Origin of the sequence: Neobacillus sp. PS3-34 (assembly GCF_030915465.1) — a bacterium.
Lineage (GTDB): Bacteria > Bacillota > Bacilli > Bacillales > Cytobacillaceae > Neobacillus_A.
In genome coordinates this window covers 261,956-287,795 of the sequence record NZ_CP133267.1, presented here as the reverse complement: position 1 = coordinate 287,795, position 25,840 = coordinate 261,956, and the positions used below count along the sequence as shown (strand labels likewise).

General features: G+C 40.8%; 26 protein-coding genes, 6 pseudogenes and 1 riboswitch. Of the genes and pseudogenes, 22 read left to right on the top strand and 10 right to left on the bottom strand.

Features of this window, described 5'->3' with window-relative positions:
• Positions 1–273 precede the first annotated feature (273 nt).
• The 4 genes from RCG23_RS01545 (at position 274) to RCG23_RS01530 (ending at position 3,561) form a co-directional block, all read left to right on the top strand.
• On the top strand, positions 274–1,275 hold the full coding sequence (locus RCG23_RS01545; protein ID WP_308178289.1) for a C40 family peptidase: 1,002 nt from the start codon (positions 274–276) through the stop codon (positions 1,273–1,275).
• A gap of 970 nt (positions 1,276–2,245) precedes the next feature.
• Positions 2,246–2,857, top strand: a complete 612-nt coding sequence (locus RCG23_RS01540; RefSeq protein ID WP_308178288.1) for a sterol desaturase family protein — start codon at positions 2,246–2,248, stop codon at positions 2,855–2,857.
• Positions 2,858–2,938: 81 nt separating this feature from the next.
• Entirely contained in the window at positions 2,939–3,244 is a 306-nt protein-coding gene (locus tag RCG23_RS01535) for a TVP38/TMEM64 family protein (RefSeq protein ID WP_308178287.1), read from the top strand.
• On the top strand, positions 3,226–3,561 hold the full coding sequence (locus RCG23_RS01530; protein WP_308178286.1) for a TVP38/TMEM64 family protein: 336 nt from the start codon (positions 3,226–3,228) through the stop codon (positions 3,559–3,561). The genes RCG23_RS01535 and RCG23_RS01530 overlap by 19 nt, the downstream gene beginning before the upstream one ends.
• 73 nt (positions 3,562–3,634) lie before the next feature.
• Here the strand turns inward: RCG23_RS01530 and RCG23_RS01525 are convergent, their stop codons facing one another.
• Positions 3,635–3,973 (bottom strand): hypothetical protein, encoded by a 339-nt coding sequence (locus RCG23_RS01525; protein WP_308178285.1) that lies wholly within the window; start codon positions 3,971–3,973, stop codon positions 3,635–3,637.
• Positions 3,974–4,052: 79 nt separating this feature from the next.
• On the opposite strand from RCG23_RS01525, the gene RCG23_RS01520 reads away from it, so the two are divergent.
• The 4 genes and pseudogenes from RCG23_RS01520 to RCG23_RS01505 all read left to right on the top strand — a co-directional run bounded on the left by RCG23_RS01520 (position 4,053) and on the right by RCG23_RS01505 (position 6,551).
• Entirely contained in the window at positions 4,053–4,871 is an 819-nt protein-coding gene (locus tag RCG23_RS01520; protein ID WP_308178284.1) for an alpha/beta fold hydrolase, read from the top strand.
• Between the two features lie 59 nt (positions 4,872–4,930).
• Positions 4,931–5,377: a GNAT family N-acetyltransferase gene (locus RCG23_RS01515; protein ID WP_308178283.1), complete on the top strand. Its 447-nt coding sequence runs from the start codon at positions 4,931–4,933 to the stop codon at positions 5,375–5,377.
• A gap of 70 nt (positions 5,378–5,447) precedes the next feature.
• A pseudogene (locus tag RCG23_RS01510) lies at positions 5,448–6,055 on the top strand (LysE/ArgO family amino acid transporter).
• 73 nt (positions 6,056–6,128) lie between these two features.
• Positions 6,129–6,551 (top strand): hypothetical protein, encoded by a 423-nt coding sequence (locus RCG23_RS01505; protein WP_308178281.1) that lies wholly within the window; start codon positions 6,129–6,131, stop codon positions 6,549–6,551.
• Between the two features lie 45 nt (positions 6,552–6,596).
• Here RCG23_RS01505 and RCG23_RS01500 read toward each other — a convergent pair whose 3' ends face one another.
• Positions 6,597–6,965 (bottom strand): response regulator, encoded by a 369-nt coding sequence (locus tag RCG23_RS01500; protein WP_308178280.1) that lies wholly within the window; start codon positions 6,963–6,965, stop codon positions 6,597–6,599.
• A gap of 74 nt (positions 6,966–7,039) precedes the next feature.
• Positions 7,040–7,128: riboswitch (cyclic di-GMP riboswitch) on the bottom strand.
• A gap of 189 nt (positions 7,129–7,317) precedes the next feature.
• On the opposite strand from RCG23_RS01500, the gene RCG23_RS01495 reads away from it, so the two are divergent.
• On the top strand, positions 7,318–7,641 hold the full coding sequence (locus tag RCG23_RS01495; protein WP_308178279.1) for a YnfA family protein: 324 nt from the start codon (positions 7,318–7,320) through the stop codon (positions 7,639–7,641).
• A 28-nt stretch (positions 7,642–7,669) separates the two neighbouring features.
• Positions 7,670–7,846 (top strand): hypothetical protein, encoded by a 177-nt coding sequence (locus RCG23_RS01490; RefSeq protein WP_308178278.1) that lies wholly within the window; start codon positions 7,670–7,672, stop codon positions 7,844–7,846.
• Positions 7,847–7,921: 75 nt separating this feature from the next.
• Here the strand turns inward: RCG23_RS01490 and RCG23_RS01485 are convergent, their stop codons facing one another.
• Positions 7,922–8,431 carry a GNAT family N-acetyltransferase gene (locus tag RCG23_RS01485; RefSeq protein ID WP_308178277.1) on the bottom strand — a complete coding sequence of 170 codons (510 nt, stop codon included), beginning with the start codon at positions 8,429–8,431 and terminating at the stop codon, positions 7,922–7,924.
• Between the two features lie 220 nt (positions 8,432–8,651).
• Here RCG23_RS01485 and RCG23_RS01480 point away from each other — a divergent pair, with 220 nt between their 5' ends.
• Entirely contained in the window at positions 8,652–9,200 is a 549-nt protein-coding gene (locus tag RCG23_RS01480) for a hypothetical protein (protein ID WP_308178276.1), read from the top strand.
• 92 nt (positions 9,201–9,292) lie between these two features.
• Here RCG23_RS01480 and RCG23_RS01475 read toward each other — a convergent pair.
• The 3 genes and pseudogenes from RCG23_RS01475 to RCG23_RS01465 form a co-directional block, all read right to left on the bottom strand.
• Positions 9,293–10,165: pseudogene (locus RCG23_RS01475) on the bottom strand (proline iminopeptidase-family hydrolase).
• A 94-nt stretch (positions 10,166–10,259) separates the two neighbouring features.
• Positions 10,260–10,484 (bottom strand): hypothetical protein, encoded by a 225-nt coding sequence (locus RCG23_RS01470; RefSeq protein ID WP_308178275.1) that lies wholly within the window; start codon positions 10,482–10,484, stop codon positions 10,260–10,262.
• Between the two features lie 56 nt (positions 10,485–10,540).
• Positions 10,541–10,804 (bottom strand): hypothetical protein, encoded by a 264-nt coding sequence (locus RCG23_RS01465; RefSeq protein ID WP_308178274.1) that lies wholly within the window; start codon positions 10,802–10,804, stop codon positions 10,541–10,543.
• 231 nt (positions 10,805–11,035) lie between these two features.
• On the opposite strand from RCG23_RS01465, the pseudogene fdhF reads away from it, so the two are divergent.
• From fdhF to fdhD, 3 genes and pseudogenes are all read left to right on the top strand, one after another.
• Positions 11,036–13,992 (top strand): annotated as a pseudogene (gene fdhF / locus RCG23_RS01460) (formate dehydrogenase subunit alpha).
• The gene (locus RCG23_RS01455; RefSeq protein ID WP_308178273.1) at positions 13,985–14,527 is read left to right on the top strand and encodes a helical membrane plugin domain-containing protein; all 543 of its coding nucleotides are present in this window, start codon (positions 13,985–13,987) and stop codon (positions 14,525–14,527) included. Before fdhF ends, RCG23_RS01455 begins: the two are co-directional and overlap by 8 nt.
• Before the next feature lie 111 nt (positions 14,528–14,638).
• Positions 14,639–15,463, top strand: a complete 825-nt coding sequence (fdhD, locus tag RCG23_RS01450; RefSeq protein ID WP_308178272.1) for a formate dehydrogenase accessory sulfurtransferase FdhD — start codon at positions 14,639–14,641, stop codon at positions 15,461–15,463.
• A 97-nt stretch (positions 15,464–15,560) separates the two neighbouring features.
• On the opposite strand, the gene sigH is transcribed toward fdhD, so the two are convergent.
• Complete coding sequence (gene sigH, locus RCG23_RS01445; RefSeq protein WP_308178271.1) at positions 15,561–16,208, bottom strand: RNA polymerase sporulation sigma factor SigH; 648 nt, start codon at positions 16,206–16,208, stop codon at positions 15,561–15,563.
• A gap of 317 nt (positions 16,209–16,525) precedes the next feature.
• Here sigH and RCG23_RS01440 point away from each other — a divergent pair, with 317 nt between their 5' ends.
• The gene (locus tag RCG23_RS01440; RefSeq protein ID WP_308178270.1) at positions 16,526–17,353 is read left to right on the top strand and encodes an aminoglycoside phosphotransferase family protein; all 828 of its coding nucleotides are present in this window, start codon (positions 16,526–16,528) and stop codon (positions 17,351–17,353) included.
• Positions 17,337–17,999, top strand: coding sequence for a CPBP family intramembrane glutamic endopeptidase (locus RCG23_RS01435; RefSeq protein WP_308178269.1), 663 nt, complete (start codon positions 17,337–17,339; stop codon positions 17,997–17,999). The genes RCG23_RS01440 and RCG23_RS01435 overlap by 17 nt, the downstream gene beginning before the upstream one ends.
• Before the next feature lie 41 nt (positions 18,000–18,040).
• On the opposite strand, the gene RCG23_RS01430 is transcribed toward RCG23_RS01435, so the two are convergent.
• The gene (locus RCG23_RS01430; RefSeq protein WP_308178268.1) at positions 18,041–19,093 is read right to left on the bottom strand and encodes a SepM family pheromone-processing serine protease; all 1,053 of its coding nucleotides are present in this window, start codon (positions 19,091–19,093) and stop codon (positions 18,041–18,043) included.
• A 134-nt stretch (positions 19,094–19,227) separates the two neighbouring features.
• Positions 19,228–20,607 carry an MFS transporter gene (locus RCG23_RS01425; protein ID WP_308178267.1) on the bottom strand — a complete coding sequence of 460 codons (1,380 nt, stop codon included), beginning with the start codon at positions 20,605–20,607 and terminating at the stop codon, positions 19,228–19,230.
• 230 nt (positions 20,608–20,837) lie between these two features.
• On the opposite strand from RCG23_RS01425, the gene RCG23_RS01420 reads away from it, so the two are divergent.
• The 3 genes and pseudogenes from RCG23_RS01420 to RCG23_RS25775 all read left to right on the top strand — a co-directional run bounded on the left by RCG23_RS01420 (position 20,838) and on the right by RCG23_RS25775 (position 22,546).
• On the top strand, positions 20,838–21,665 hold the full coding sequence (locus RCG23_RS01420) for an STAS domain-containing protein (RefSeq protein WP_308178266.1): 828 nt from the start codon (positions 20,838–20,840) through the stop codon (positions 21,663–21,665).
• Positions 21,666–21,696: 31 nt separating this feature from the next.
• Positions 21,697–21,957 (top strand): GNAT family N-acetyltransferase, encoded by a 261-nt coding sequence (locus tag RCG23_RS01415; RefSeq protein WP_308178265.1) that lies wholly within the window; start codon positions 21,697–21,699, stop codon positions 21,955–21,957.
• Between the two features lie 20 nt (positions 21,958–21,977).
• Positions 21,978–22,546: pseudogene (locus tag RCG23_RS25775) on the top strand (GNAT family N-acetyltransferase).
• An 8-nt stretch (positions 22,547–22,554) separates the two neighbouring features.
• Here the strand turns inward: RCG23_RS25775 and RCG23_RS01400 are convergent.
• A pseudogene (locus tag RCG23_RS01400) lies at positions 22,555–24,124 on the bottom strand (multicopper oxidase family protein).
• Between the two features lie 166 nt (positions 24,125–24,290).
• Between RCG23_RS01400 and RCG23_RS01395 the strand changes: the two are divergent.
• The 3 genes and pseudogenes from RCG23_RS01395 to RCG23_RS01390 all read left to right on the top strand — a co-directional run.
• Positions 24,291–25,139 (top strand): XdhC family protein, encoded by an 849-nt coding sequence (locus tag RCG23_RS01395; protein ID WP_308178262.1) that lies wholly within the window; start codon positions 24,291–24,293, stop codon positions 25,137–25,139.
• The gene (locus tag RCG23_RS25770; RefSeq protein ID WP_374049799.1) at positions 25,064–25,303 is read left to right on the top strand and encodes an XdhC family protein; all 240 of its coding nucleotides are present in this window, start codon (positions 25,064–25,066) and stop codon (positions 25,301–25,303) included. Before RCG23_RS01395 ends, RCG23_RS25770 begins: the two co-directional genes overlap by 76 nt.
• Positions 25,285–25,791, top strand: a pseudogene (locus RCG23_RS01390) (NTP transferase domain-containing protein); the annotation flags it as partial. The gene RCG23_RS25770 and the pseudogene RCG23_RS01390, both read left to right, overlap by 19 nt.
• Between the last annotated feature and the right edge of the window lie 49 nt (positions 25,792–25,840).

Below are 25,840 nucleotides of genomic sequence, written 5' to 3'. Positions count from 1 at the left end.
TTTAAAAAGCCCTATAAAAAAGACAGATAGTAAAATAAGAAAAATATTAAAATTACATTACAGGAATGTTACGAAAGTCGTGTGCCAATGGGTGAAATGGTTCTGTTAACCCTTAACTGATAAGCATTGGGGGAATTTCTAGTGTTTGTTATATAAAGTGCTATCATTGGCACTAAAGGGGTATATTTCCTCCCGAACCATATTTTAAAGATATTAAACATGTTTAAACCTCCTTTAAGATGAAACTGTAAACGAAATAAAAGGAGAGCATCCATGAGAAAACATCTAGTGACTGCAGCTGCGACAGCGGGAATCCTGCTTACTTCATTTGGCGGAGCCGCAAGCGCACATGAAAATATATATAACGTTCAATCAGGTGACAGCCTTTGGAAAATTTCACAAACCTCTCAAATCTCTATCACCCAGCTGAAAAATTGGAATAATCTATCATCCGATACAATCTATGTGAATCAAAAACTATCCTTACTGGCGCCTCATAGCCATGTTGAGTCAGCTGCTACGAGCTCAAGCAGCAGCTATATAGTGAAGTCTGGCGATACTTTATGGGGAATTGCAAGAACAAACGGAACATCAGTGTCCGCTTTGAAATCCTTGAACGGTTTAACTTCTGATAAAATTATTCCCGGTCAAAAGCTTGTTTTAGCAGGAGGACAGGCAGCTTCACAGCCTGTTGTATCCGTAAATACAAACGAAGCTACTTATCAGGTAAAAAGCGGAGATTGCTTATCAGTCATTGCAGCTCGCCATAATTTATCGGTGTCACAATTAAAAGCTATGAATAACTTAACTTCAGATAATATCTATGTAGGACAAATATTGAAAATAACAGGTACAACCGCTGTGAAGGCAGCAGAAACCACGGTCCCTTCACAAAGCGCCACCCCTGTTGTTACAGTTTCAAAAGCGGATGCAGTTATAGCTGAAGCCAAAAAATACATAGGCAGTCCTTACTTGTGGGGCGGGAATACTCCTGCAGGCTTTGACTGCAGCGGATACTTAAAATATGTCTTTGCAAAAGCAGGAATCACCATTCCTAGAACAGTCGCAACTATTTGGGGTGCAACTACAGCTGTTTCCACTCCAAGACCAGGGGATATCGTTTTCTATGAAACGTATACTAGCGGCCCGTCACATGCGGGAATCTATCTTGGCAGCAATAAATTCATCCATGCCGGTTCTTCAGGAGTCACCATCAGCGATATGACCCTGACATATTGGAAATCCCGCTACCTAGGCGCAAAAACAGCGTTTTAATAGATTGATATTGAGTTCCGTTCCATGGTTCAAAAAATTAAATAACATTCGGATGACGTATGGATTGTGGCATGCGTCATTTTTTTGTGGAATAAACGATGTATAGTCATTGGGGGCTCATGGATGATAAAGCTGAGGAGGAAGCTTTCCAATAAAGCTGTCTATTGGTCAAAACTAGTACAAAGAGGTGCGACACTGTCTAATAAGAGGGCTTTAATGGACAAAACCTAGCAACCGAGTGATCGAAATGTCTAATAGCAGCCGTCTATTGGACAAAACCGGGAAACCGAGTGATCAAAATGTCTAATAGCAGCCGTCTATTGGACAAAACCGGGAAACCGAGTGATCAAAATGTCTAATAGCAGCTGTCTATTGGACAAAACCTGGAAACCGAGTGATCGAAATGTCTAATAAAAGGGCTCTATTGGACAAAACCTAGCAACCGAGTGATCGAAATGTCTAATAAAAGGGCTCTATTGGACAAAACCTAGCAACCGAGTGATTGAAATGTCTAATAGCAGCTCTCTATTGGACAAAACCTGGCCAAGAGGATCGGAAAAATGTCTTTAATGTTGGCTGTTTTCTAAAAGATTGTTGTTTTGCAATTTAAAAGCATATAGTTAAAAAAGAAGTTGATTGGAGCGGAAGGTGCGAGACTCCTGCGGGAGCAGCGGGACAGGTGAGACCCCAAAGGCGCTATGCGCCGAGGAGGCTCACCGCCCGCCCCGCGGAAAGCGAGCATCCTGGAGTGGAAATCAACTACTCCTTAAATAGCAACAACGTATACGAAAACAGCCTTAATATTTTTATAAAATATCTCCGTGAAACGAATAGAATTAAGTAATGACCTAGTGATTACATTAAAGATAGAATTGCACATAACATCGAATCCTAATCATTTTGTTAAAATAATCATTGAATAAAATGTCTGAATATTTTAAAATTAATCCAAAATGATTGGAGGAAGAATATGGAAAGGTTGTATCGTAATTTCTTTTTGCATACTGATATTTTAATCATGTTCCTTCTTTTGCTCTCGGGAATTACAACTGTCTTTTGGTTTGGAGCAGATCTTTTAAAGGGAGTATATTTTATCCTCGGGATGTTGACCTTTGCTTTAAGCGAGTATTTCACCCACCGATTTGTTTTCCATCTTAAGGCTCCCAAAAATCCTTTTTTTCTTAAATTATTAAGAAGACTTCATTATGACCATCATACGTATCCGAATGACTTGAAACTGCTGTTTCTGCCATTGTGGTACAGCATTCCAAACTTTCTTGCGGTCTCGGGAATCTTTTACTTAATTGAGCAAAATATGATCGATACAGTGGCGTTTGGTCTCGGGTTAATGGGGATGCTGCTTCTGTATGAGTGGAAGCATTATGTGGCACACCGGCCTATGATCCCTAGAACCCGCTTCTGCCGCTGGATTAAAAAAGTTCATATCCTCCATCACTATAAAAATGAAAATTATTGGTTTGGGGTAAGTACGCCATTTGCAGATTTTCTTTTCGGGACTTTTAGGGAGGAAAAGCAGGTGGAAACAAGTAAAACGGCGAAGAATTTAGAGAAGAGGGCATAGCTGGAAGAGTAACTAAGGTGGCGTTCCAGAGCAAGCATGACTATACTCTATTTATAACGAAATATTGCTTGTGGAGGAGACATGTATAAAAGGCTTTTAAGTATATTCATTTTAATTACTATCATTATAATAGGTTTTTCAGAGAAGGAATTATTCATCCATCTCATAAAAGAAGGCGGCAGTACTGCAATTATCATAAGTGTAATCCTAGTTGCCATCTGCGTATTTTTCCCAATCATTCCTTTTCCGATATTAGCCGGGATGATAGGGGCAGTCTTTGGGACGTTTCATGGTGTTATCGTATCCTTGACCGGTTCGATGGTAGGTACCATGTGCTTTTTCTTTTTATGCAGGTACGGATTTAAAGATTGGCGCAGGCTAAGTTGAAATCCTATCCTAAGGTTCAGGAGTATGAAAATTTTCTTGCAAAACACTCCTTTTTATCTATTTTGGTAAGCCGACTGATACCGATTATTCCTGCCCCAGTGGTGAACATGGTCAGTGGCTTAAGCAGCATCAAGTGGCCAATCTTCTTTGCAGCATCCGCACTTGGAAAAATTCCGAATGTCCTCCTGATTTCCTATGCAGGAGCTGTGTTTGAAAAAAATAAACTTCTTTCATTCGGTCTTTACGGTGCCTACATGTTGTTGCTTTTTGTCATTTACCTCGTTATTTACAGCAGGCGCAAGATTAAAGAAGATTAAGCCAGTCTAATAGTCCGCACTTTTTAAGAGTTTCAATTCTGAAGCTCTTTCTTTTTAATTATAATTGAGCCATCTAAACGGCTTTTTCTATTGTCTCTTCAACAATGATGATCTCATTGAAATAGCTTTTTAGAATAAGCCACTTGGCAGGATACATATAAATAAAATCGTTCATAGCCTCCAGCGAATATATGAGCAGGCAATCAAATCGAGTTGCTTTTTGCTTCAAATCAAAGAGCAGTGCATGTGGAAGGGTGTAATAAGGATGAATCTGATAGAGATTCAGCTTAACGACTTCAATGCGGTGAGCCGCAACATACTTAATCAGGGATTCCTTCTGTTTGTTGATGCTGTCTGTTAGTGGGAGACCCTTTAGGCTGTATCGTTCATTGATTAAATAGATTCCTTTCATTTTTCACAACCTGCCTCAAAATGTTTTACAATTGTTATAGCCGTAGTTTTTTGAAAATATACAATGTTACAGAAATTAGGTGAACGAAGTGATCTGTGAGAGAACAGGCATACATTTTGAATGTTATGGCAGTGGTCATCCTATAGTTATTTTGCATCCTTTGGCTACGGATCTCCGCTCAATGAACAGCTGGATTGAACCCATTTTCTCTGAGCTTCCTGGTTTTAAAAGGATTTATATCGATTACCCTGCACATGGGTATAGCCGAATAAAAGATGGGACAAAAACAACGGATAAAATTTTGGAGGTTCTTTTGGAATTCTTGAGTCAGGAGCTCGGAGAAAAAAGTTTTTCGATGATTGGATTTTCCTTTGGAGGATATTTGGCACAGGGAATCCTGGCGGCAAAGGAATCTCAGGTCAGGGCGATTTGTTTAATGAGCCCTCCTTTGAAGCTTGAAAACAGAGCACTCCCGACTAAAGAGGTATTTAAACAGGATCCAGGAATTCTATCGAATCTAAATCCGGATATTGCGGCGGCTTTTGAAGTACTAATGGTGAACCAGACGAAAGAAAACCTTGAGCGGTTTATGAACGAATTTCAGCCGGGAAGGGAGTTGGCTGACAGGAGCTTTCTTCAATCCGATTGGAGAACGAAGGGATACCATTTTTCTTTTCATCCTTTTCCGCCAGAAAAAACGTATCCTCAGACTGCTTTGATTTTGACAGCAAAAAATGACCACATTTGCGGTTATAAAGACCATTTTGGCCTTCTGGATCATTTTCCGAATGGTACGTATGTTGTCTTGGGGAATTGTGGACATATGATGCAAATTGAGCAAAGGGAAAAAGTGACTTTACTCATTGGAAATTGGATAAATGAAATTATTATAGAATGAAGAGATGTAAATAGTAGAAAAAGAGATATAAAAAGTAATGTAATGGAGTGAGAGACGGAATGGCACTTTGGGAAAAAGAAGAATTTACGATTTCCACTGATCAAAACCATTTGGATTTACAGGTAATTCATCGATTTTTAAGCGAGGATTCCTATTGGGCTAAAGGGATCAGCTTCGATGCCGTGAAGAAGGCAGTGGAGAACTCTTCATTAATCTTTGGTGTTTACCAAGGAAATCCAACCGAAAAAACAGCAATGCAAGTAGGCTCTGCCAGGATTATTACTGATTTTGTACGCATAGGGTGGATCATGGATGTGTTTATTCTTCCTGAATTCAGGGGGAGAGGATTGTCTAAATGGCTGATGGAAATCATCACGGAGCATCCGAAATTAAAGGAGGTCCGTAAATTAATGCTAAGTACGAAGGACGCACATGGATTGTATACTCAGTATGGATTCGCGGAAATCGAAAATCCGGAACTCTATCTTCAGAAAAGGAATAAATAGAATCCGAGTGAAATATTAAAAAGTTCCTTTTTGCTGGAAGGAACGGGTGTGATAAAGGAGAAGTAGAATCATGATTAATGCAGCTGCACACGGGTTTATTTTAGCATTAGGGCTTATCCTGCCATTAGGTGTCCAAAATATCTTTATCTTCAATCAAGGTGCACTGCAGCATCGGATGGCGAGGGTTCTCCCTGGAGTGATTACGGCGGCTTTATGTGATACGCTGCTAATTTCACTTGCTGTTTTGGGAGTTTCAACGCTAGTGCTTGGAAATGGCATGATAAAATTTGTTCTTTTAACAGCAGGAATTGTATTTTTAATCTATATGGGGATTGTTACCTGGAGAAGCAGGCCAGCAGATAGAAATGCTGAATTACATTCTTTTTCGCCAAAGAAACAAATCGTATTTGCTGCCTCCGTTTCGCTTTTGAATCCGCATGCGATTATGGATACGATCGGTGTGATTGGAACCAGCTCGCTTTCTTATTCAGATGCGTCAAAGCTTGCATTTACTGTTTCCTGTATTTGTGTTTCATGGCTTTGGTTTTTAGGTCTTGCAGTGGCATGCGGCAAACCGGGAGATTGGATACAAAAGCACGATTCATTCCTATTTTAAATAAGGTTTCGGGTTTAATTATGATTGGAACTGCCATGTATCTTGTAACGACTCTTTTTTAATATGAGGGGGTTGGTTAAACAGTGAAAAAGAAAACAATAGTTCATAGGTGGTACGGGATGAAGGCGTTCTCGAATGTTTAGGTGGAAATGGTCATTAGTCTTTCTTAGCCTTGTAGCTGTTCTGGCTGTGATGATTTTTTTACTCGAAGATCATTCGTACAATAAACTTATTAGCAAACCGACTACCATTGGGGAAGAGTATGATGGAGATATTGAAAAGGTTGATAAAATTACAGTCAGAAACGAAAGAACCGGGGACTTTCAAACTTATACAGATAAAAAAGCTATTCAAAATTGGTTAGCTTCAATTAAAAATATTAAGTTTAAGCCCGTCAATAATGATGAAGTTGTAAAAGGCGGCTGGGGCTATCGGGTGACATTATATGCTGACAGTAGTAATGGATGGAGTTTTTCTCCTAATGAATTGAATGGGGGACATTATAATTCAAATCGGGAAGTCTTTAAAAGGATCGATGACCTTTATCATTCGAAATAAGATACAAAAAAGCACGCGGTGGGTAATGGAATCGCGTGCTTTTTGCTATATATAAGGGGTCATAGTTAGGCTGTCTAGGACAGAAAGCAGACCTTGAAACGAGGGTTTTATCAAAAAATCCTTTGCGCCAAGTTCAAGTGACTCTTCTATAAACACTCGAGTGTTTAGCGATGAAAACATAATTACATTGGCGAGTGGATTAATCTTCATCATTTGTACCAGTGCTTCAATCCCATTCATTTTTGGCATAGAATAATCCATCAGAACGAAATCAGGTTGTAAATGGACGAATTTTTTGATGGCTTGTTTGCCATCTTCCACTTCGCATATCACTCTGTAGTCGCTTTTGGCCAGCAACTTTTTAAGCATGCTTCTTGAAAATAAGGAGTGATCGGCAATGAGTATGGTTTTCATTTTTATTTGGCACCTTTCACTATTGGGTAAAAAGGCAATTTAGGAAAGGAATAGTAGTGTATATTCTGGCTGTCACATGCAACCCGGCTGCCATGGCAAGAAATTCTTGCTTTCCACCGTGGCTTTGCGTCTTTTACTTTCGTAAAATTTGCCCTTTGTTCAATGGTAGCAAACGAAAGTAAGCGATTCATGGGGATTAAGGTCTATTTTATAGAGAATTCTGTAAATTTAAGGTGAAAATACTGTAAAAGCAATATAAATTCCTGCGATTTTTTTACTAAATTGACTGCCGGTTTGCAGAAATTGCAGTAAAATGTAGGGAGAACTGTAATCGTAGAAGAGAGTGAAAACAATGAGAGCTATATTGCTATTTATATTTGCAGGGCTTGCAGAAATAGGCGGAGGCTATTTAGTTTGGCTATGGCTGCGCGAAGGAATGCCTGTTTTATATGGTGTTGCCGGAGGCCTGATTCTTATACTTTATGGAGTGATCCCGACATTCCAAAGCTTTCCGTCATTTGGCAGAGTGTATGCGGCTTATGGGGGAGTGTTTATCTTTCTGGCAATCCTCTGGGGCTGGGCTGTCGATAAAAAAACGCCTGATTTATATGATTGGGTTGGGGGATTTATTTGTTTACTTGGCGTTTCGATTATTTTATGGGGTCCGAGAAATTAAGAGCGAACAATGACAAGGTGGTAAAATCATGAAGGATTTTCATTGCTGTGCAGCGTGCAGGCATTTTAAAGCCGAGCGGAAAAATGGTGTGATGGTCTATAACTGCAGCAGATTAGGATATCAAACCATGCCAAGTTATAAATTTAATTGCTGGGATCCAGCTGAAAAAGTAAAAAAATTAATGGTAAAAGGAAAAGGCGAATAATTAATTAAAAATACACACGGTAATTCACTTCGAATATACCGTGTGTATTTTTAATTTTTTCAGAAAAGCTCTGTATTAAAATTCAGCTATAAACAATTTAAGCTCTTCATTATCAGGATGAAATTTAATCGTTTGTTCGAATTTCATACCGACTTTCTCAAGAAGCTTGGAAGAATTATCGTTGTCCTTAGATGTTATTGCCACAATTCGCTTGAGACCAAGCTGTTCCTTTCCATAGGCCATCGTAGCAGAAGCGGCCTCATAGCCATAACCTTTAGATTGGAACTTCGATAAAAAAGCAAAGCCAAGATCAACATCTTCTAAAGAATCTCTTTTTATCAATCCGCAAATTCCAATCGGAATCCTTCCATCCTTTAATTCTGTTAAATAAAGACCAAATCCTAGTCGGGAGTACATATCCATCGGTCCCGTTAAAATATAGTTTCGAGCATCTTCGAGCGTTCTCACACCTCTATCCCCTATAAAACGGATCCAAGTAGGATCATTTAAAAGTTCGAGAATAAACGCTGAATCATCCGGTACTAACCAGCGTAGTATCAATCTTTCAGTTTCAATGATTTTCATAAAATATCCACCTCTTTTTAAATTATAACAGACTGCATAACGAATTTTTATTTTCTGAGATGCAGAGGATTTTTTGCGCAGAATTGGAGCTAACGAGGCAGTTTACAATAATTAAAATTAAATAATTAAAGATTTATTAAAAAAGTTGAAACTATTTCCTTTGTTAAATCGACTAAATATAAGTAAAAAGGTTCATTAGACAATAGGTAGGGGGATACTTGTGAAAAAATTATTTTTAATTTTGGCATTACTTTTACTTTTACTTGTGGGTTGTCAAGACCCTAAAAACGGAACTCTCGATACTTCTAAATTAAATAAAGTGGAAATGAAAGATGTAACGAAAGAACAAAAGAAAAACATTCCTATTACTTATAAAGCACCGTCGGTTAAGGTTGGACTCGATGCACTACCGTTTGAAATGAAATTACCTGGAAATTTACCTTTTGATGCAAAACCATTTCAAGCTCCTATCATAAACGATCAAAATCATGACGGTAAAAAATTATCGGTTGAATTTACTACTAGTTCAAAAAGAAAAGAGGATAAGATTTTTTTAAGAATTAATGCTTTTAATGAGGAGTTTTTAGAAACAAATCAAGAGTTAGAAAAAATTAATTTAAACAAAAAACATACTGGATATTACAACAATAATTTGTTGAACTTTCATAGTAAGGGTATTTCGTATACCATTGTCTATATGAATGAAAAAATCTCGAAAGAACAACATAAAAAAGAAATAGCTGAAATGGCTAATCAAATACTTGAATAAAAGAAACGCTTAGGATTTTTCCCAAGCGTTTTAAGATTTGTTAAACAAAAAAGATGGTTCACTATTTATCGAGTTAAATTCAAAGAATGTAATCAAAATTCCTCTACATCTGTTAAGAACTCATTTACAATTCGCACATACTCGTCGTGTTCTTCGAGGTAGCCTGTGTGCGAGCTGTGCTCAAAAACATGGAAATTGGAATTAGGGACGAGACTGCTAAAATACGCTGTTGATTGAGGAGTGGCTTCATCAAATCGACCGCAGAGAAATAATGATTTCGTGTTAATTTCATGCAGTCGTTCGGTGCAGTCGAAATCCTTCAGGTTCCCTGTCACACAAAATTCAGATGGTCCCCACATTTGATTGTATATTTGCGAGTTCGATAATTTTCTGCCTTCTAACAGCTTTTCTGGTGGCGGGTACAGCCTGCATAGGTGTTTATTGTAGAAAATTTCGATTGCTTCCCGGTATTCCTGTGAATCTGTGGTTCCTTCCGATTCGCAACGGTTAATCACTTCTTGTGTTTCTTCAGGAAGCTCTTTTAATAAGATTTTCTGGTCACTGGCCTAGCGTGGGGCACTCAAACACGGACTTGAAAAAATGGCGCTTTTAACACCTGTAGGATTTGTTAATAGATAGGATGCAAGCAATGTCGTTCCCCATGAATGTCCCAATATATGTACTTCTGTTAATCCTAACTCCTTTCTTAGTTGTCCCAATTCTTCTACAAAACGCTCCAAATGCCATAACCCAGAATCCTCAGGCCTATCAGAATGACCAGATCCAAGCTGATCATAGAAAATGACCGGACGATCCTTAGCAAGTACATCCAGTGATTGCAATGGGATGGAGGTAGAGCCTGGTCCGCCATGCAATACAAGTAATGGAGTTTCATTTCCATTTCCAACCTTCTTATAAAAAACCTTACCGCCAGTTACGCTTACAAAACCCTCTTCAACCGTCATTCACTTCATCTCCCATATCATTCAAATAATAATTTAATTGTATAAAAAAGATGGGCATATAAGCCAGTACCTTGGTGAAATAATTTATAACTGTTTAGAAAGCAATGACTATCGGTTTTTTTCCAAAATAAAAAGAACCATCATTTCCATCGCGGAGTGATTGGTTCTTGTGTTTGGAGCGATATAGGTGATCTTTTTTCGTTTTTGTTGTTCTAGTGCGCATGTCTGAGAAAACGAATGGACTTCTTAATTCAGCGGGATTCAGTCTGCCTTCGCGTTCAAGCTTTTCACGAATTTTTCTTGCATTTGATTTTGCCAAAGGGAACACTCCTTATAATAGATTACATACATATTATAAAAGCTAATCATAAGAATTTAAAGCCCTAGTTTCCCTTCCCTATATTGCACAATTCGAAAGGGAAGGCCGTGAAGAGAAGGCAGAGTGTGTTTTTCTAGCTGCATCCCGTTGCTGTACGGCAAGATAATATACATTTGTCCGTGCACCTTTAAAGTGTTCCTTCTTAATCGTTTATACATCATGTCACTAGCTACTTCAATCGAGGAAGCATCAATCTCACCCAAATATTCATGATGGCTTTTTCTATTTATATTCTTGCTTTTATATATTACAAACTTCATAGGAAGTAGTCCCTTCTTTTTTCTTCTTTCTTCCCACGTTCTTCTTCAGGCAAACCACCTATCTAGCGTGATAACCAGAGTATATGAATAAAGAACTATATAGAAAGCCATGTGAAACTGGAATTTTAAAATAGGAAGATTTGTATATGTTTTATTTTTTAGCAATTAAGGGTACTGAAAATGGTAGAACGTTAAAGCATTCAATAGAAAAGCAGAAAGGGTGAAGCCGTCTTGTTAGAGAAAATAAAAGTGAAGATTAACGGGGCAGAGGTTGAAGCAAACGGGAGCCAAACACTTCTTCAATACCTCACGAATAGCTCAGTTGAAGTTCCACATGTGTGCTATCATCCAAGCCTCGGACCGATCGAGACATGTGATACTTGTTTAGTGGAAGTAAACGGTGAATTAGTAAGATCCTGTTCGACAGAGCTTAAACATGGCGATGTCATTGATACAGTTGCGCCCCATGTGAAAAAATCACAGACAATTGCAATGGATAAAATTCTTAATAACCATGAATTATATTGTACGGTCTGTGATTATAACAACGGGGGTTGTGAAATACATAACACCGTCAAGGAAATGAGGATTAACCATCAAAGTACCCCCTTTGAACACAAGCCATATCAAGAGGATAATTCCAATCCATTTTATCGCTACGATCCGGACCAGTGTATTCTATGTGGGCGCTGTGTAGAAGCGTGCCAGGACGTGCAGGTAACGGAAACGTTAAGAATTGACTGGGAACTTGACCGTCCCCGTGTCATTTGGGATAACGATGTACCAATCAATGAATCCTCATGTGTATCCTGCGGCCATTGTTCCACCGTCTGCCCATGTAATGCCATGATGGAAAAAGGGATGGTGGGGGAAGCGGGCTATCTGACTGGGATTGCAAAAGATACGCTTCGTCCGATGATTGAAATAACGAAGGGTGTAGAAACCGGCTACGGTTCGATTCTTGCCATCTCGGATATGGAATCAGCTGCGCGTGAAGCGAAAATCAAACGAACAAAAACGGTATGTACATTCTGCGGTGTAGGCTGCAGCTTTGATATATGGACAAAGGGACGAGACATTCTCAAAGTGGAACCAAGTGTCGATGCTCCGGCTAATGGGATTTCCACATGTGTGAAAGGCAAATTTGGCTGGAGCTTTGTTAATAGTGAGGAACGCCTGACGAAGCCTTTAATCAGGGAAGGAGATTCCTTCCGTGAGGCAGAATGGGATGAAGCATTGCAGCTTGTTGCCCGTAAGTTTACTGAAATCCGTGATCAATATGGTCCTGAATCAATGGGCTTTATTACCTCTTCAAAATGTACAAATGAAGAATCCTACTTAATGCAGAAGCTTGCAAGACAGGTGATCGGTACGAATAATGTCGATAACTGTTCCCGTTACTGCCAGACGCCGGCAACAGTCGGCTTATTCAGAACAGTAGGCTATGGCGGTGATGCCGGTTCAATTAAAGATATTGAAAAGGCTGGCCTTGTAATCATCGTCGGTTCCAATACTGCTGAAGCCCACCCAGTTTTAGCGACGAGAGTTAAACGGTCCCACAAGCTAAAGGGCCAAAAATTGATTGTGGCGGACCTAAGGGAACACGAAATGGCAGCACGTGCTGACCTGTTTATCCATCCAAAAGCGGGCTCGGATTTAGTATGGTTATCAGCAGTAACAAAATATATCATCGACCAGGGCTGGGCGGATGAGAAGTTTTTAACCAGCCGAGTAAATGGAGTAAGCGAATATGTCGCCAGCCTCCAGCCATACACGCTTGAATACGCTGAAGAGTTTACCGGACTTTCAAAAGAACAGCTGATCAAAACTGCCGAAATGATTCATGAATCAGATGGCACGGCCATCCTCTGGGCGATGGGTGTTACGCAGCATCTTGGCGGCAGTGATACGAGCACCGCCATTTCCAACCTTCTCCTTATAACAGGAAATTACGGCAGACCTGGTGCAGGAGCCTATCCGCTGCGAGGACATAATAACGTTCAGGGTGCGAGTGATTTTGGAAGCAGCCCGGAGCATCTGCCTGGTTACCAGCGCGTTGATAATGAAGAAGCCCGCACAAAATTTGAACAAGCTTGGGGTGTAAAGCTTTCACCTAATCCTGGAATCAATAACCATGACATGATTGAAGGTATCCATGGCGGCACAGTAAAAGCGATGTATGTAAAGGGCGAGGAAATGGGATTGGTAGACTCGAATATCAACCACGTCCATGCCGCCTATGAGAAACTGGATTTCTTTGTTTTACAAGATATCTTTTTCACACGAACAGCGCAATATGCAGATGTGGTCCTTCCTGCCAGTCCAAGCCTTGAAAAAGAAGGAACATTCACCAATACGGAACGCCGTATTCAAAGGCTTTATGAAGTACTTGAACCAATGGGAGACTCAAAGCCAGACTGGGAAATCATTCAGGCGATTGCGAACCTTCTGGGTGCAGGCTGGAACTATCAGCATCCGAGCGACATTATGGAGGAAGCAGCCATGCTGATGCCGATATATTCAGGTGTCACGTATGAAAGATTGGAAGGGTATAAGAGCTTACTGTGGCCGGTAGCAGAAAATGGAGCCGACACACCACTTTTATATACCGAAGGCTTCCACTTCCCGGATGGTAAAGCGCGACTTTACCCGGTCAAGTGGACAAGGCCGCTTAATTTTGAAGAAGAATATGATATCCATGTTAATAATGGCCGATTGCTGGAACATTTCCATGAAGGCAATCTCACGTACAAGTCGAAGGGGATCACATCGAAGACGCCTGAAGTATTCCTAGAGGTCTCACCGGAGCTTGCTGCAGAAAAGGCCTGCAAGATGGGACACTTGTCCGCTTAACCTCCCCCTATGGAAATGTAAAGGTTAAATGTACCATCACGGCCCGCGTAAAAGGAAATGAAGTGTATTTACCGATGAATGACAGCGGGGATGCAGCCATTAACTATATTACAAGCAGTATGGCCGATAAGGACACAGACACACCAGCTTATAAGGACACAAGGGCGAAGATGGAAATTTTACAGCAAGACGGCATCAACCCGCTGCCAAGGATCAATTTCCGTTATGGCAATCCGCAGCCGCAAATCGGTGTTCAGGTTCAGAAGAAATGGGCTCGCAACGATTACATTTTCCCGGGTGATCTTGTGAAAAAGGAGCGGAATGCGAATGGCTAAAGCAATAAAGCAAATCGAAAGAATTAAGATTAGTGAAGAAGACCAGAGGAATCGGGATTTAAGGGAAGTCGAAGACGCCTTAGTAAGAAACAAAGAGGCAATCCTAGAATCCCTTGGTGTCATCCAGCACATGCACGATCGTGGATTGATTTCTCTTATGAGCGGATTGTTCGCCGAGGGCGATAAGATTTTAAAAATTTTAGTAAAAAAAGCTGACACGAAAGAAACAGCCAATACACTCAAGAATATGCTTTTAATGGTCGGCGTTCTTGGAACCCTGAATGTTAAGCAACTGGAACCCATTTTGCTAAAAGTGAATGCTGGGGTAGCAAGAGTGGCTGAGAAGAAGGATGACGATGAAACCATCGGTTATTTCGATATTTTCCGTTCACTGAAGGATCCTGAAATCAACCGTTCTATTGCTCTGATTTTTGAGTTCCTTAAAGGAATGGGTACAGATACAAGCAAATTGGAACGGACGACACAGTTGCCGGAGCACCAGGCACAGCATGAAAATCCGGATCATACTTTATAGCGTTAAAAAGCTGCCCCTGCCTGTCACAGGCGGGGGCAGTTTAATATATTGTATTTGGGATATTAAAAGAATAGCAGAATTAAAGTTTAGTCAGAGAAAGGGATGGCTGTTGTGAAACCAGTCGAGGTAAAAAGAGAGATCCTTCGTTTTGGAAATGGCAAGGCCGAAGTTTTGGAGGACCATATCGTAACCGAGTACACGGTTACCGTTAAAATAAACGGGCAGGAATTTGTAACGATGGTTTGCACACCGGAATATATAGAGGACATGGTTGTCGGGTTCCTCGCTTCAGAGGGTGTTATCCGAAAATACTCGGATATTGAAGATTTATGGATCCAGGAAAAGGAAGGGTTTGTCCACATTAAAACGGCAAGTCACAATCCCTTTTTTCAGGAGTTGAAAGGGAAACGATACATTACCTCCTGCTGCGGTGCCAGCCGACAGGGCTTTGTGTTCGCCACAGACGCCTTAACGGCCCGTAAAATGCATGATAATGATGTGAAAATATCAGTGGACGATTGTTTCCGCCTGATGAATGAAATGCAAGAGTCAGCAGAAGTGTTTCAGCAGACAGGTGGCGTACACAATGCAGCTCTCTGCGATCAGGATGGCCCTGTGTTGACCCGGATGGATATTGGCCGACATAACGCACTCGATAAAATTTACGGATATTGTATTAAAAACAATATCGGTATCGACGACAAAATCATTGTATTCAGCGGGCGAATCTCCTCTGAAATTTTGCTGAAGGTGGCAAAAATCGGCTGTGCGGTCGTTTTGTCAAAGTCTGCTCCAACAGAGCTCGCCTTAAAGCTGGCAGAACAGCTGGGTATCACCACAATTGGTTTTATTCGAAATGAATCGATGAATGTCTATACTCATACCCAGAGAATTGTTCATTCTTGTAAGGTGGTTGCGTCGGAGATAGCTAAATAGGGTGCGGGTATGGCTTTCGCGCATAGAACCATTTTCTCACGCATAGATAAAAACGATAAAAAGAAGCTCGGCAAACCGAGCTTCTTTTTTATCGTTTTCAGGCGTAAAGTTCATTGATCTCGAGATGGCGCTCAAGCTTTCTCTTAATCCGTTGCAGGGCGTTGTCGATTGATTTTGTATGTTTATTTAACTCTTCGGAAATCTCGATGTATGTATGGCCTGCCATGTATAGTGATAAAACCTGTCTTTCTAAATCGCTTAATTTTTCTGCAATTCGCTGCTCGAAGTCAGCGTTTTTTTCCTGTGTGATGAATAATGCTGCTGGATCGGTTATGTCGGTCCCAATAATAATATCCAGGAGTGTCTGAGTGGATTCATCCTCGAAAATAGGCTTGTCCAATGAAATATAAGAATTTAATGGAATATGTTTTTGGCGGGTGGATGTTTTGACGGCTGAAATGATTTGCCTGGTAATGCAAAGCTCCGCAAAGGCACGGAAAGAGGAGAGTTTATCTTCTTTAAAATCCCGGATTGCCTTATATAATCCAATCATGCCTTCTTGAATAATATCTTCCCTGTCTGCACCGCATAAAAAATATTTGCTTGCTTTTGCACGGACGAAATGGCGATATTTGTAAATTAAGAATTCGGTTGACTCTGAGTCTCCATTTTGTATTCTTGACACTAAAGCCTCATCACTTACAAATGAATCCTCTATCAGTTTTTCTTCGCTGATCACACTCACTCATATCCCTCCATTTGAGTTTGTTGTCAAACTGACTTGCTCGCTTTTTTTTTGAAAATACAGATTAATAGTAACCTAGAATAGAACGAAAAGATATTCACAAATAACGACGAATGCCTACAATCTTTTCCAAAAATAGAAATAATAGATTAGAATTAACCTTGTTTGAACCAAGTGAGTGTCTTTAAATAGATGATTTTGTCGAAATATTACTATATTTTTCCTGAATATAATCAACTGAGATATATTTTTCAAAAGGGATTTCATTTGTAGATAGAGAATAGAGGAAGATAAAAGGGAATCAAGGAGGAAAGGAAATGGATATAAACAGTATTTTGGAAGAGCTTCAGCTTGGTTCTTTGAAAAATTATAAAGAGATAATAGCCGGAGAAGATAGTTCCGTATGGAAACTTGAAAATGCAGAAGGAGATATTTTTGCGTTAAGGCTGCTCCCAATTGAAAGATATCGGCAATTTGAGCGTGAAGAAGAATATATGAGAGTGGCTAGGCAGGGTGGCGTGCCAGTTCCAAAGGTGCATTTTGTAAAGAAAATCGGAGATTGGTCTGCGATGCTCATGGATTGGGCTGAAGGGAGGACAGTTTTGGAGGAAATCCTGACGCACCCCGAAAATGCATACAAGCTGGGAACCGAGTTTGGCAAAACACAAGCGAGTATTCATAAAATTTCTCTAATAACTAATGAAATAGAAAATTGGCTGTCTCCTCAAGGAAAAGAGGTGGAACTGCTTCATCAGCTAAGGGAAGAAACGCAAACCCAAATGCTGCTTCACCTTGATTATCACCCTCTGAATGTTTTGACTGATGGTACTTCGATTACTGCCGTGATTGATTGGGCAAATGCATGTGTTGATGATCCGCGTTTTGATACCGCAAGAACATTCGCGATCCTGGACATGGAAGTTAAGAAGGCGATTCAAGGATCCCAGCTGGAAGAGGGGCATGTAAAGGAATTTATTAATGGCTGGGTTCATGGTTATGGAAAAATGCCTGAGGACTATCCGCAATATAATCGTTGGGCTGGTTTACGGATGATCCGTGATTTGGCTGGTAAAAGAAGCGCTGAAGAGCTAATTGATATTGAGCAATGGGCGACAAGGTGGGAGAAGTATGACCGTACCAGGTAGAATGGTAAATGGAGTTGCGTCCATTCCAGAAGTAACTAAATTAAGACAGGTGCTATTATTTTATTTCTGCTTTTTCATTGCATGGGCTCTCAAGGAAATAAGCTTCAGCACTTTTCAGGAGCCAATTACGTTATCTATTGTCATAAAGTATACGGTGTGGGTGCTTCCAGTCTTTTTGCTGCTTAAACGTCAAAATTTGAAGTCTCTTACATACTTGAAAATCAGAGATAATGTCGGAGGGGGCATAAAATGGGGTTTATCAATCAGCCTAGTTCTGGTCCTGCTTGAAGGTGTATTGGTGTTTATCTTTCACGGTAAAATCAAGCTGGACCTAGGCATTCAATGGGTTACCACATTGGTTTTTGCCTTGCCGGAAGAAGTAATATTTCGCGGTTATATTTTGCAAAAGCTGGCAGCTTCGATTCGATTTGTCAAAGCAAATCTTTACACTTCGTTACTTTTTGTTTCAATCCATTTTCCAATTTGGTATGTACAAGGAATCACGATGTCGAAATTAGTTTTTAGCGTCTTGACTGTTTTTATTGTAGGCTTTGGTTTGGGTTATTTAATTAAAAAATCCAATTCATTATGGGCACCAGTCATTGTCCATACTGTTTACAATCTGATCCTTTATACTAGGGCATAAAAAGGGCTGGTCCACAAGGCATGGACCAGCCCTTTGTTTTTTTATTTCTTTGGTTTTAGGCTGTTTAGGTAATTTTCGGCATCCTTCAAGGTTTTGACAGGGACAATTTTAATGTTGTAACCAAGCTTTTTAGTCTCATCCTTGACATCTTTTTCGTTCGTGTCGTCGCTGGTGATATCTGCTGGACAGAAGAAGATATCGACTCCTTTTTTATGTGCAGCAACGATTTTGTCTCTGATACCGCCGATTTGGCCAACATTTCCGTTTAAATCCATGGTTCCTGTTCCGGCAATTTTATAGCCTTTTTTGAGATCCCCTGGGAGAATCTGGCTTAGGATCTCAAGGGAAAACATTAACCCGGCAGACGGTCCGCCAATATCTTCGGTATGAAAGGTGATTTTTCGATCTGTATTAACAGATATTTCGTCTTCTGGATAAATCCCAAGGCCTACCGTTTTCGTTTTAGCATCGAGCTGAATTAACCCAATTTTATTCGTTTTGATTTTTCCATTATGTAGTGACTGAATCGTAACCGTGTCACCTTTTGTTTTCTTGTTTTTTAGGTAAGCTCTGAAGTCTTCCGTATTTTTCACAGGATGGCCGTCAATTGAGGTAATGATATCTCCTACCTCAAGCACACCCTTTGCTTTGGAAGTTGAAACGATGTTACCAATAAAAACTCCCTTTGGTTTGATCGATACAGGTTCACCGGCTGCCTTGAGGCCAGATACCATCGCATTTTCCTGAGAGGTTTTCATCATATGCTTCAGCAATTGATCGTATTCGTTCTCCGTTAAATCGCCCTTTACTTCTTCATCCTTTTTGATCTCGGTATGCGGAGCGAAATAGCCATACAATAAATAATAAATATTATTTGCTTTTATCGAAAGAATCGTCGTTAAATACAGCTTTCCATTATGTGATTTATGGCCGTCCTCAACCGTCACCTTGGAGGAAAGCTCTTCAACAGAACCTGGCTGATAGAGGTAATAGGGTGTCGGAATGAACATGCTGATTAAAATGAGCAAACAGATTCCGATCATAATTAAATATTTAGGTGTAAGCCTTCTCTTATTATTCTGATACTGTTCCAAGCATTTCTGTCCCTTCAGGTGAATTTTAATAGTTAATCAAATAGTAACATACAGACAACATTTAGTAATAATTTTAAGGGATTTCTCAATTTAAAGAGCACACGCTTTTTCAGATGCGTGTGCTTTTACCATTGTCAGTGCAATAATCTTGGCTTTTTTGCCGGTCCTGTTTTAGCAAAACGGAGGCTCATCAGGACACTTATTGACGCAACCGAAATTAGCACCATGCCAAGAACCTCCATATGCCACCCGGAAATTTCCTTTCCAAAAACAAGTCCCAGAACAATAGAGGATAATATCGATCCAAGATAACGGCAGGTTTGAAATAATCCCGAGGTAGTGCCAATGATCGAGCGCGGGCTTGCCTCAAGCATTGCCGCCTGCAGGACGACGTTGCCGATTCCGTAGCTGATTCCGAGCAGGGAAAGGATGAGTCCCATTTGCCAATAGGGTGCATCAACAAAAAATAAAGTCAATAAAACTGCGCCGGCAAGTGAAAGTATCGCACCCACTATAACTGGTGTTTTCGAGCCGGATTTATCAATCCATTTACCTGTAAGAGGGGAGATAAAAATGCTGACCGCTGACATGAACAGCATTAATAGTCCGCTTGTCCTGACATTTAAATGCATACCATCCTGAAAATAGCTCGGCAGTCCAAAAAATAAACAGTAAAAAAAGATGTTAAGAACAATAAACTGCAAATAGACCCAGGACAATTTCGGGTGCGCTCTAAATAGCCGGATATCGATAAACGGCACCTTGACTTTTAATTCATGCCACACGAATAAACTCAATAGAGTGATACCTGCGATTCCCGCACCGATGTGAATTTGGGTTTTGAAGGACAATAAAAACCAGAGCAGAAGAACCATTCCGGATCCAAACAGTGCAATGCCGGGGACATCCAACTGAAGCAACAGCTGCTTAAAGCTCGAATTTGTTTTTTTCGTATCCTTTGGAAATAGAAACAGCCCAAGAAGAAAGCTAATCAAAATAAATGGAAAATTGACTCTAAAAATAGCCGGCCAATCGCCCCAGACAATTAAAAAGCCGCCAAGTGTAGGTCCTAAAGCGGTCATGGCAGAGGCGAATATCGAAAGGACAGCAAGAGCAGATGCCTGGCGTTCCTGAATATTATCACGTATCAAAGCAATTCCTGAAGGATAAATCGCACTGCTGCCGATCGATTGGAATAAGCGCATCACAATTAGCATGAGAAAGGTCGAAGAAAGCGGTGCACCGATTGCTGATATCGCAACAAGGATTAGTCCGGCGAAAAACGTTTTCTTTCTCCCCAAAAGATCTCCAATCTTTCCGGTGACCGGCTGTGCCACAGCACTGGCCAAATAAAAAGAAGAAATCAGCCAGGAAACGGTAGTAAAGGATAGGTGAAAATCCTTTTGGATGCTATGTAAAGCTAGTGAAATCATGGAAGAGTTAAGCGGGTTTAGCATCGTGCCGGTTGCAACGGCGGTCAAGAAAAACGCACGATTTTTTTTCATATCTTTCATCCTTTATAGGTGCAGATTCTGGTTCGATTTATGAAATTTATTTAGTTAGCTTTCATGTTATATTTCTCAGAATGAGCATTTTTAATGCAGTTGTATTATACAACTTTCTGTCAATTGAATGCAATCACAATCGTTTATACAATGATAAAAACAGTTGGGCATAAATTTTTTAATAATTTGCCTATTTGATATAATAGCTATAATGAAAATCTACCTAATAGGAGTCAACTATGCCCAAAGAAGAATTTAAAAAAATAATCAGTGATAAATTGGCAGCGCATGCCGACGAAATCGTAAAGAAAATGCTTGGAAATATGATGGAGTTTTACAATTATCAATTTAAAAGTAAAGAGGAAGAAGAAAAGACGGCAAAAATTTTTCTTCAATGTGTCCATATTATTGCTGAAGGTTTAAGAGATGGAGAGGTTCAAACAAGGGCCTCCAGCTGGGGCGAAACGATAGGAGTGCTTTCTGTTGAAAGTGGAGCTGAATTAGGCGAATCCATTAAGTCTATGACCATTTATAAGAAGGTAATCTGGGCGTTCGTCCAGCAGGAATCATTGTTACAAAAGGTTCCATATGAAGTTATTATTGACATCATCGCTGACATTGATCATATCTTCAATTTAATCGTTTTTGGGTTCAGCAACGCTTTTACAAAAAATGCAAAGGGATTATTAAAAAAATCCGAAGAGCTTTATTTGAAAATATCTGTCCCAATAGTGCCGATTTCAAAAACGGTCGCCATCCTGCCGCTCGTGGGTGAAATCACCGAAACACGCTCAGAAATCTTGATAACGGATACACTGAATTCATGTGTCAAAAACCGATTTGAAACGCTTGTCATTGATTTATCTGGTGTTTATGAAGTAGATCTTATTGGAATTGAGGTTTTATATAAGCTTATACGTGCCTTGAATTTGCTAGGTGTGAGCCCGATGATCACAGGTATGAGGGCGGAAATCAGCCAAACGTTTACACAGCTTGGAATTTATTTGGACAAAGTGGTGTTTTTCAACTCTTTGGAGCAAGCGTTGCAAAGCATTAACCTTTATTAATCATCTGTTTTTCGTGAATAAGGGGTTTTTTATGGACAGGTTAAATGGAATTGAAAAAATGGCGCAAAATGATATCAGTGAATTGATTTCTTTATCCAAAGCGGTCGGTTGGGATTATGACCAAGCGGGAATTGAAACGATAATGGCGTCAGGGACCATTTTTGGCTATCGAAATAAAGAGGGGAAGCTTGCTGCCTGTGCGGCACTGATTCCCTATCGTAATCAACTCGCTTCCATCGGAATAGTCATCGTACATCCTGAAAGTAGAGGGCTGGCCTTGGAAGGTCTGTGACCCAGCGGTGTATTGACAGTATGAATGGTAATGCTTCCATCATGCTAATCGCTACCCCCGATGGAAAGCCAATGTATGAAAAAATGGGCTTTAAAGCTGTGGATTGCGTCCATAAATTGATTTGTGATGACTACCGCCCAGCGGAAAATTTACCAAATTACAGCATACGTCCTTTCCAGGAAGAGGACTTTCGTGTGCTTGTTGAACTCGATCGGGATGCTACTGGTGCCGATAGGGAGACCTTCCTAAAGGCACGGATCAGGCAGGCCAAGGAATGTGTAGTTATGATGGAAAAAGAAGATAAAATTTGTGGATTTGGGCTTTCGATTACCTGCCGGCTAACATGACCCTTGCGCCAATAGTTGCTGGCAATGATTCGGTGGCATGCTCGTTAGTTCAAAGGTTGGCAACTGGCCATACCGGTAAGCTCAGGATCGATGTATCTTCTGGAAAGGAAGAATTCCTCAGCTTTCTAAAAGTGAGAGGCTTTCAGCAGGTAAGCCAGCCGCCAATTATGATGTTAGGTAATGAAACCATGCCAACAAGGAACGGAGCATTATTCGCTATCGCAGCCCAGAGCTTTGGCTGACCCATGGTTTAAGGTTTTCCTATCCAATTAGGATAGCCGAAATTTGCAGGGAGGACGCGATAAGGCCGCATCATTTCGTAGTCTTCGTGTTCAAGCATATGGCAGTGCCACACATATTGCCCGGTGTATGGGAAAAAAGGAACGATGATCCTTGTGACATGGTCAGGAGGGGTCCGAACCATATCCTTCCATCCATGCTCCTGGGGATGTGCAGGTATGGGAGGGCCAGTAAAGTGCAATCGACCAGTTTTTTTATAATGCTTTACATCAAAAGCCCTACGATCTAGAATTTGAAATTGGACAAGATGCAAATGGATGGGATGGTCGTCTGGTGTGACATTGACAAAATTCCATATTTCAATCGAACCGGAAATGGGATTCTCTGAAATAGGAGTGTCCCATTTTTTTCGGTCGAGCAGCATGATTGTTCTGCCATATTGATCCTTGCTTTCGCCTAATTCAAGAAAACGGCTGACACTCGCTGCTGCCTCTGAAAGCCAATGAATCGACCTGAAAGTTTCTGGAATGATGCTCGTATCCTGACTGGATAGCGGCTTTGATACTCTAAACTGCATCACATTACCTGTCGTTTCCGCGTCAACAGGATCACCGTTTGGAAAAGCAGTTGGAGCATTATTTTTTAAAATAACCTCTTTCCCTTGCATTTGCGAAAAATCGATAATCACATCCATTCTCTCTGCCGGAGCGAGGGTAATGGTTTTAAGGCCGACTGGTTTTTCAATGAAGCCGCTGTCTGTACCAATCAGATAGAACCATTGGGCTGGTGATAATTTCAGCCGGAAATAGCGGGAATTTGAACCATTTAAAAACCTGAACCGATAACGCCGAGGCTCCACCTCCAAATAAGGCCAGACCTTGCCGTTTACGAGAATTGTATCTCCAAAAAATTCGGGCACGATCGAAGGAACGACCTTTTGAAGTTTGTTTTTTGGCTGATCCGGATAAAAAAGCGATCCATCCTGTTTAAACGATTTATCCTGAATCAATAACGGAAGATCGAAATCTCCCTTCGGCAAAGCTAGTGAGCGTTCACGGGAATTACGAATAAGATAAAACCCAACTAGTCCAGCATAAATATTCAAGCGGGTTATTCCGATTGCGTGATCGTGATACCATAAATTACGAGCGGACTGAAGGTTACGATATTCATAGACTCTTTTTTGAAAAATGGTCCCGTGGTTTGGAAGTTCCTTGTAAACCAGGCATCCGGATAACCATCACTATCTTCCTCAGTACGGCCGCCATGTAAATGGACAACCGTCCTGACATCCGGCACCTCCTCGCCAGCCCCGTGAACGGTATAATCTAGTGGCAAAAAGTGCTTGTCTGGAAGCTCATTCATCCATTGGACATAGACAAGCTCACCCTGCTCCACTTCAATTGTCGGCCCGGATAAAGTCCTTCATACCCCCAAATCGTTGTTTCCGGCAAGTCACGGTGAAACCTGTGCTTGTTTTCCCTCATTCTTACTTCATAGTACGTATATTCCTTAGATTTGAAAGCGGGCTTCATAACTGGTGGCAATGGGAGCGGATCGATAAATTTTTCGAGCTTCATGAACGATGGCTCCTTTTTTATAAAATTTACATCTTTTTAAATGTATGCAAACGTCCCTAGAGATAGCATTTCATGATTAAGTTTGCAGATAAATTCTTTATTCTAGGAGAGCTTTTCCCCCTATATACATATATCAGAGATTTTGTGTTTAAAAGGGGGAGTGCAGATGAAGGACTTCCATCAGCTTTTTGATCGTATGGATCGAGCTGTTTTAAAAACAGTACTCGCTACCATTATTCAGGTGGAAGGATCGGCTTATAAAAAGGAAGGCTCCTGCATGCTTTTTTTTGAGGACGGGACGCAGAACGGAATGATCAGCGCAGGCTGCCTGGAGCAGGACTTATCCCATCACGCCAAAAAGGTTTTTCAAGAAGGGAAAGCCAGAATGGTTCAATATGACCTAAGGAAGGAATCCGATTTGGAATGGGGACAGGGAAATGGCTGCAACGGAGTGATTCGCATTCTGCTTGAACCAGTAGGGGAAAAGGAAAAGGAAGATTTTCGAAGGGTGAAAAATTTTTTGGATCAGGGCATACAAGTTCTATGCCTGAAAAAGCTGGAGGAGGAACCTGAAAATTTATTCGTTCCGGAACAAGGTGAAATTTTTGGCCAGTGGCACGATTCTATAACGAAGCTGGAGGAATCGAGCATACAACAAACCAAGTTCGATTCAGGCGTTTTTCATCAGTTATTTCTGCCAAAGCCGCGTTTATTTGTATTCGGTGCAGGCACTGATGCACAGCCACTCGTGTCACTGGCTGCGAAAGCAGGTTTTTCGGTTGCAGTCTGTGATTGGCGCGCGGAATACTGCCAGAAGGGAAACTTTCCAGATGCGGACCAGCTTCTAATCGGCTTTCCTGCAGAAATTTATAAAAAAGAAAGATTTACGGGGAATGATTTTGCGATCATTAGGAACCATCATTTTATACGTGATAAAGAATGGCTTTCACTTTTAAAAAAAGAAAAACTTCGTTACCTTGGAGTTTTAGGGCCAGGGAAAGAACCGAACGGTTAATCGGTCTGAAGGAAATTCCTGCCTGGATCCATTCTCCTGCCGGGCTGCCAATTGGAGCACAAGGTCCGGAGGAAATTGCGATTAGTATTATGGCGGAAATGGTTCAACATCTCCATCAGCCTCATAAACCTGCCCGAAGGTATTTATGGACCGTCCCCGAGTAATCGGCGTCTACCTTGCGGCCGGAAAAAGCACACGGATGGGAACAAATAAGCTGGAACTGCCTCTAGGCGGGGAAATGCTTGGAAGCAGGGCTTTTCAGGCTGCTCTTGATTCGAATATTGATTTCATGCTCGCCGTTACGACCCAAAGCGGACCACAACACTGGCTTGCTCCTTTTTCAAAAAAGACTGGATGGAAGCAGGTTATCTGCGAAAATGCGGAAAAAGGACAAAGTGAGTCATTGAAAACAGGGGTTAGGGAGGCTGTCGTAATAGGGGCGAAAGCTGTTGTGATTTTATTGGCAGACCAGCCACTCATTGATCATTCTGTGTTGAATTTGTTGATTGAAGAGTTTCAGAAATCGGATGGATTGTCCATTGTGTCGGCTGCTGTTGGTGGAATGTGCAAGCCGCCAGTTTTGTTCCCGCAGCATTTTTTTCCTGCTTTATTAAAGCTTGAAGGTGATGAGGGAGGACGGCAACTTTTAAGGAATGCGGAAGATGTGAGGAAAATCGCTTTTCCGTCCTTCTATTTTAGGG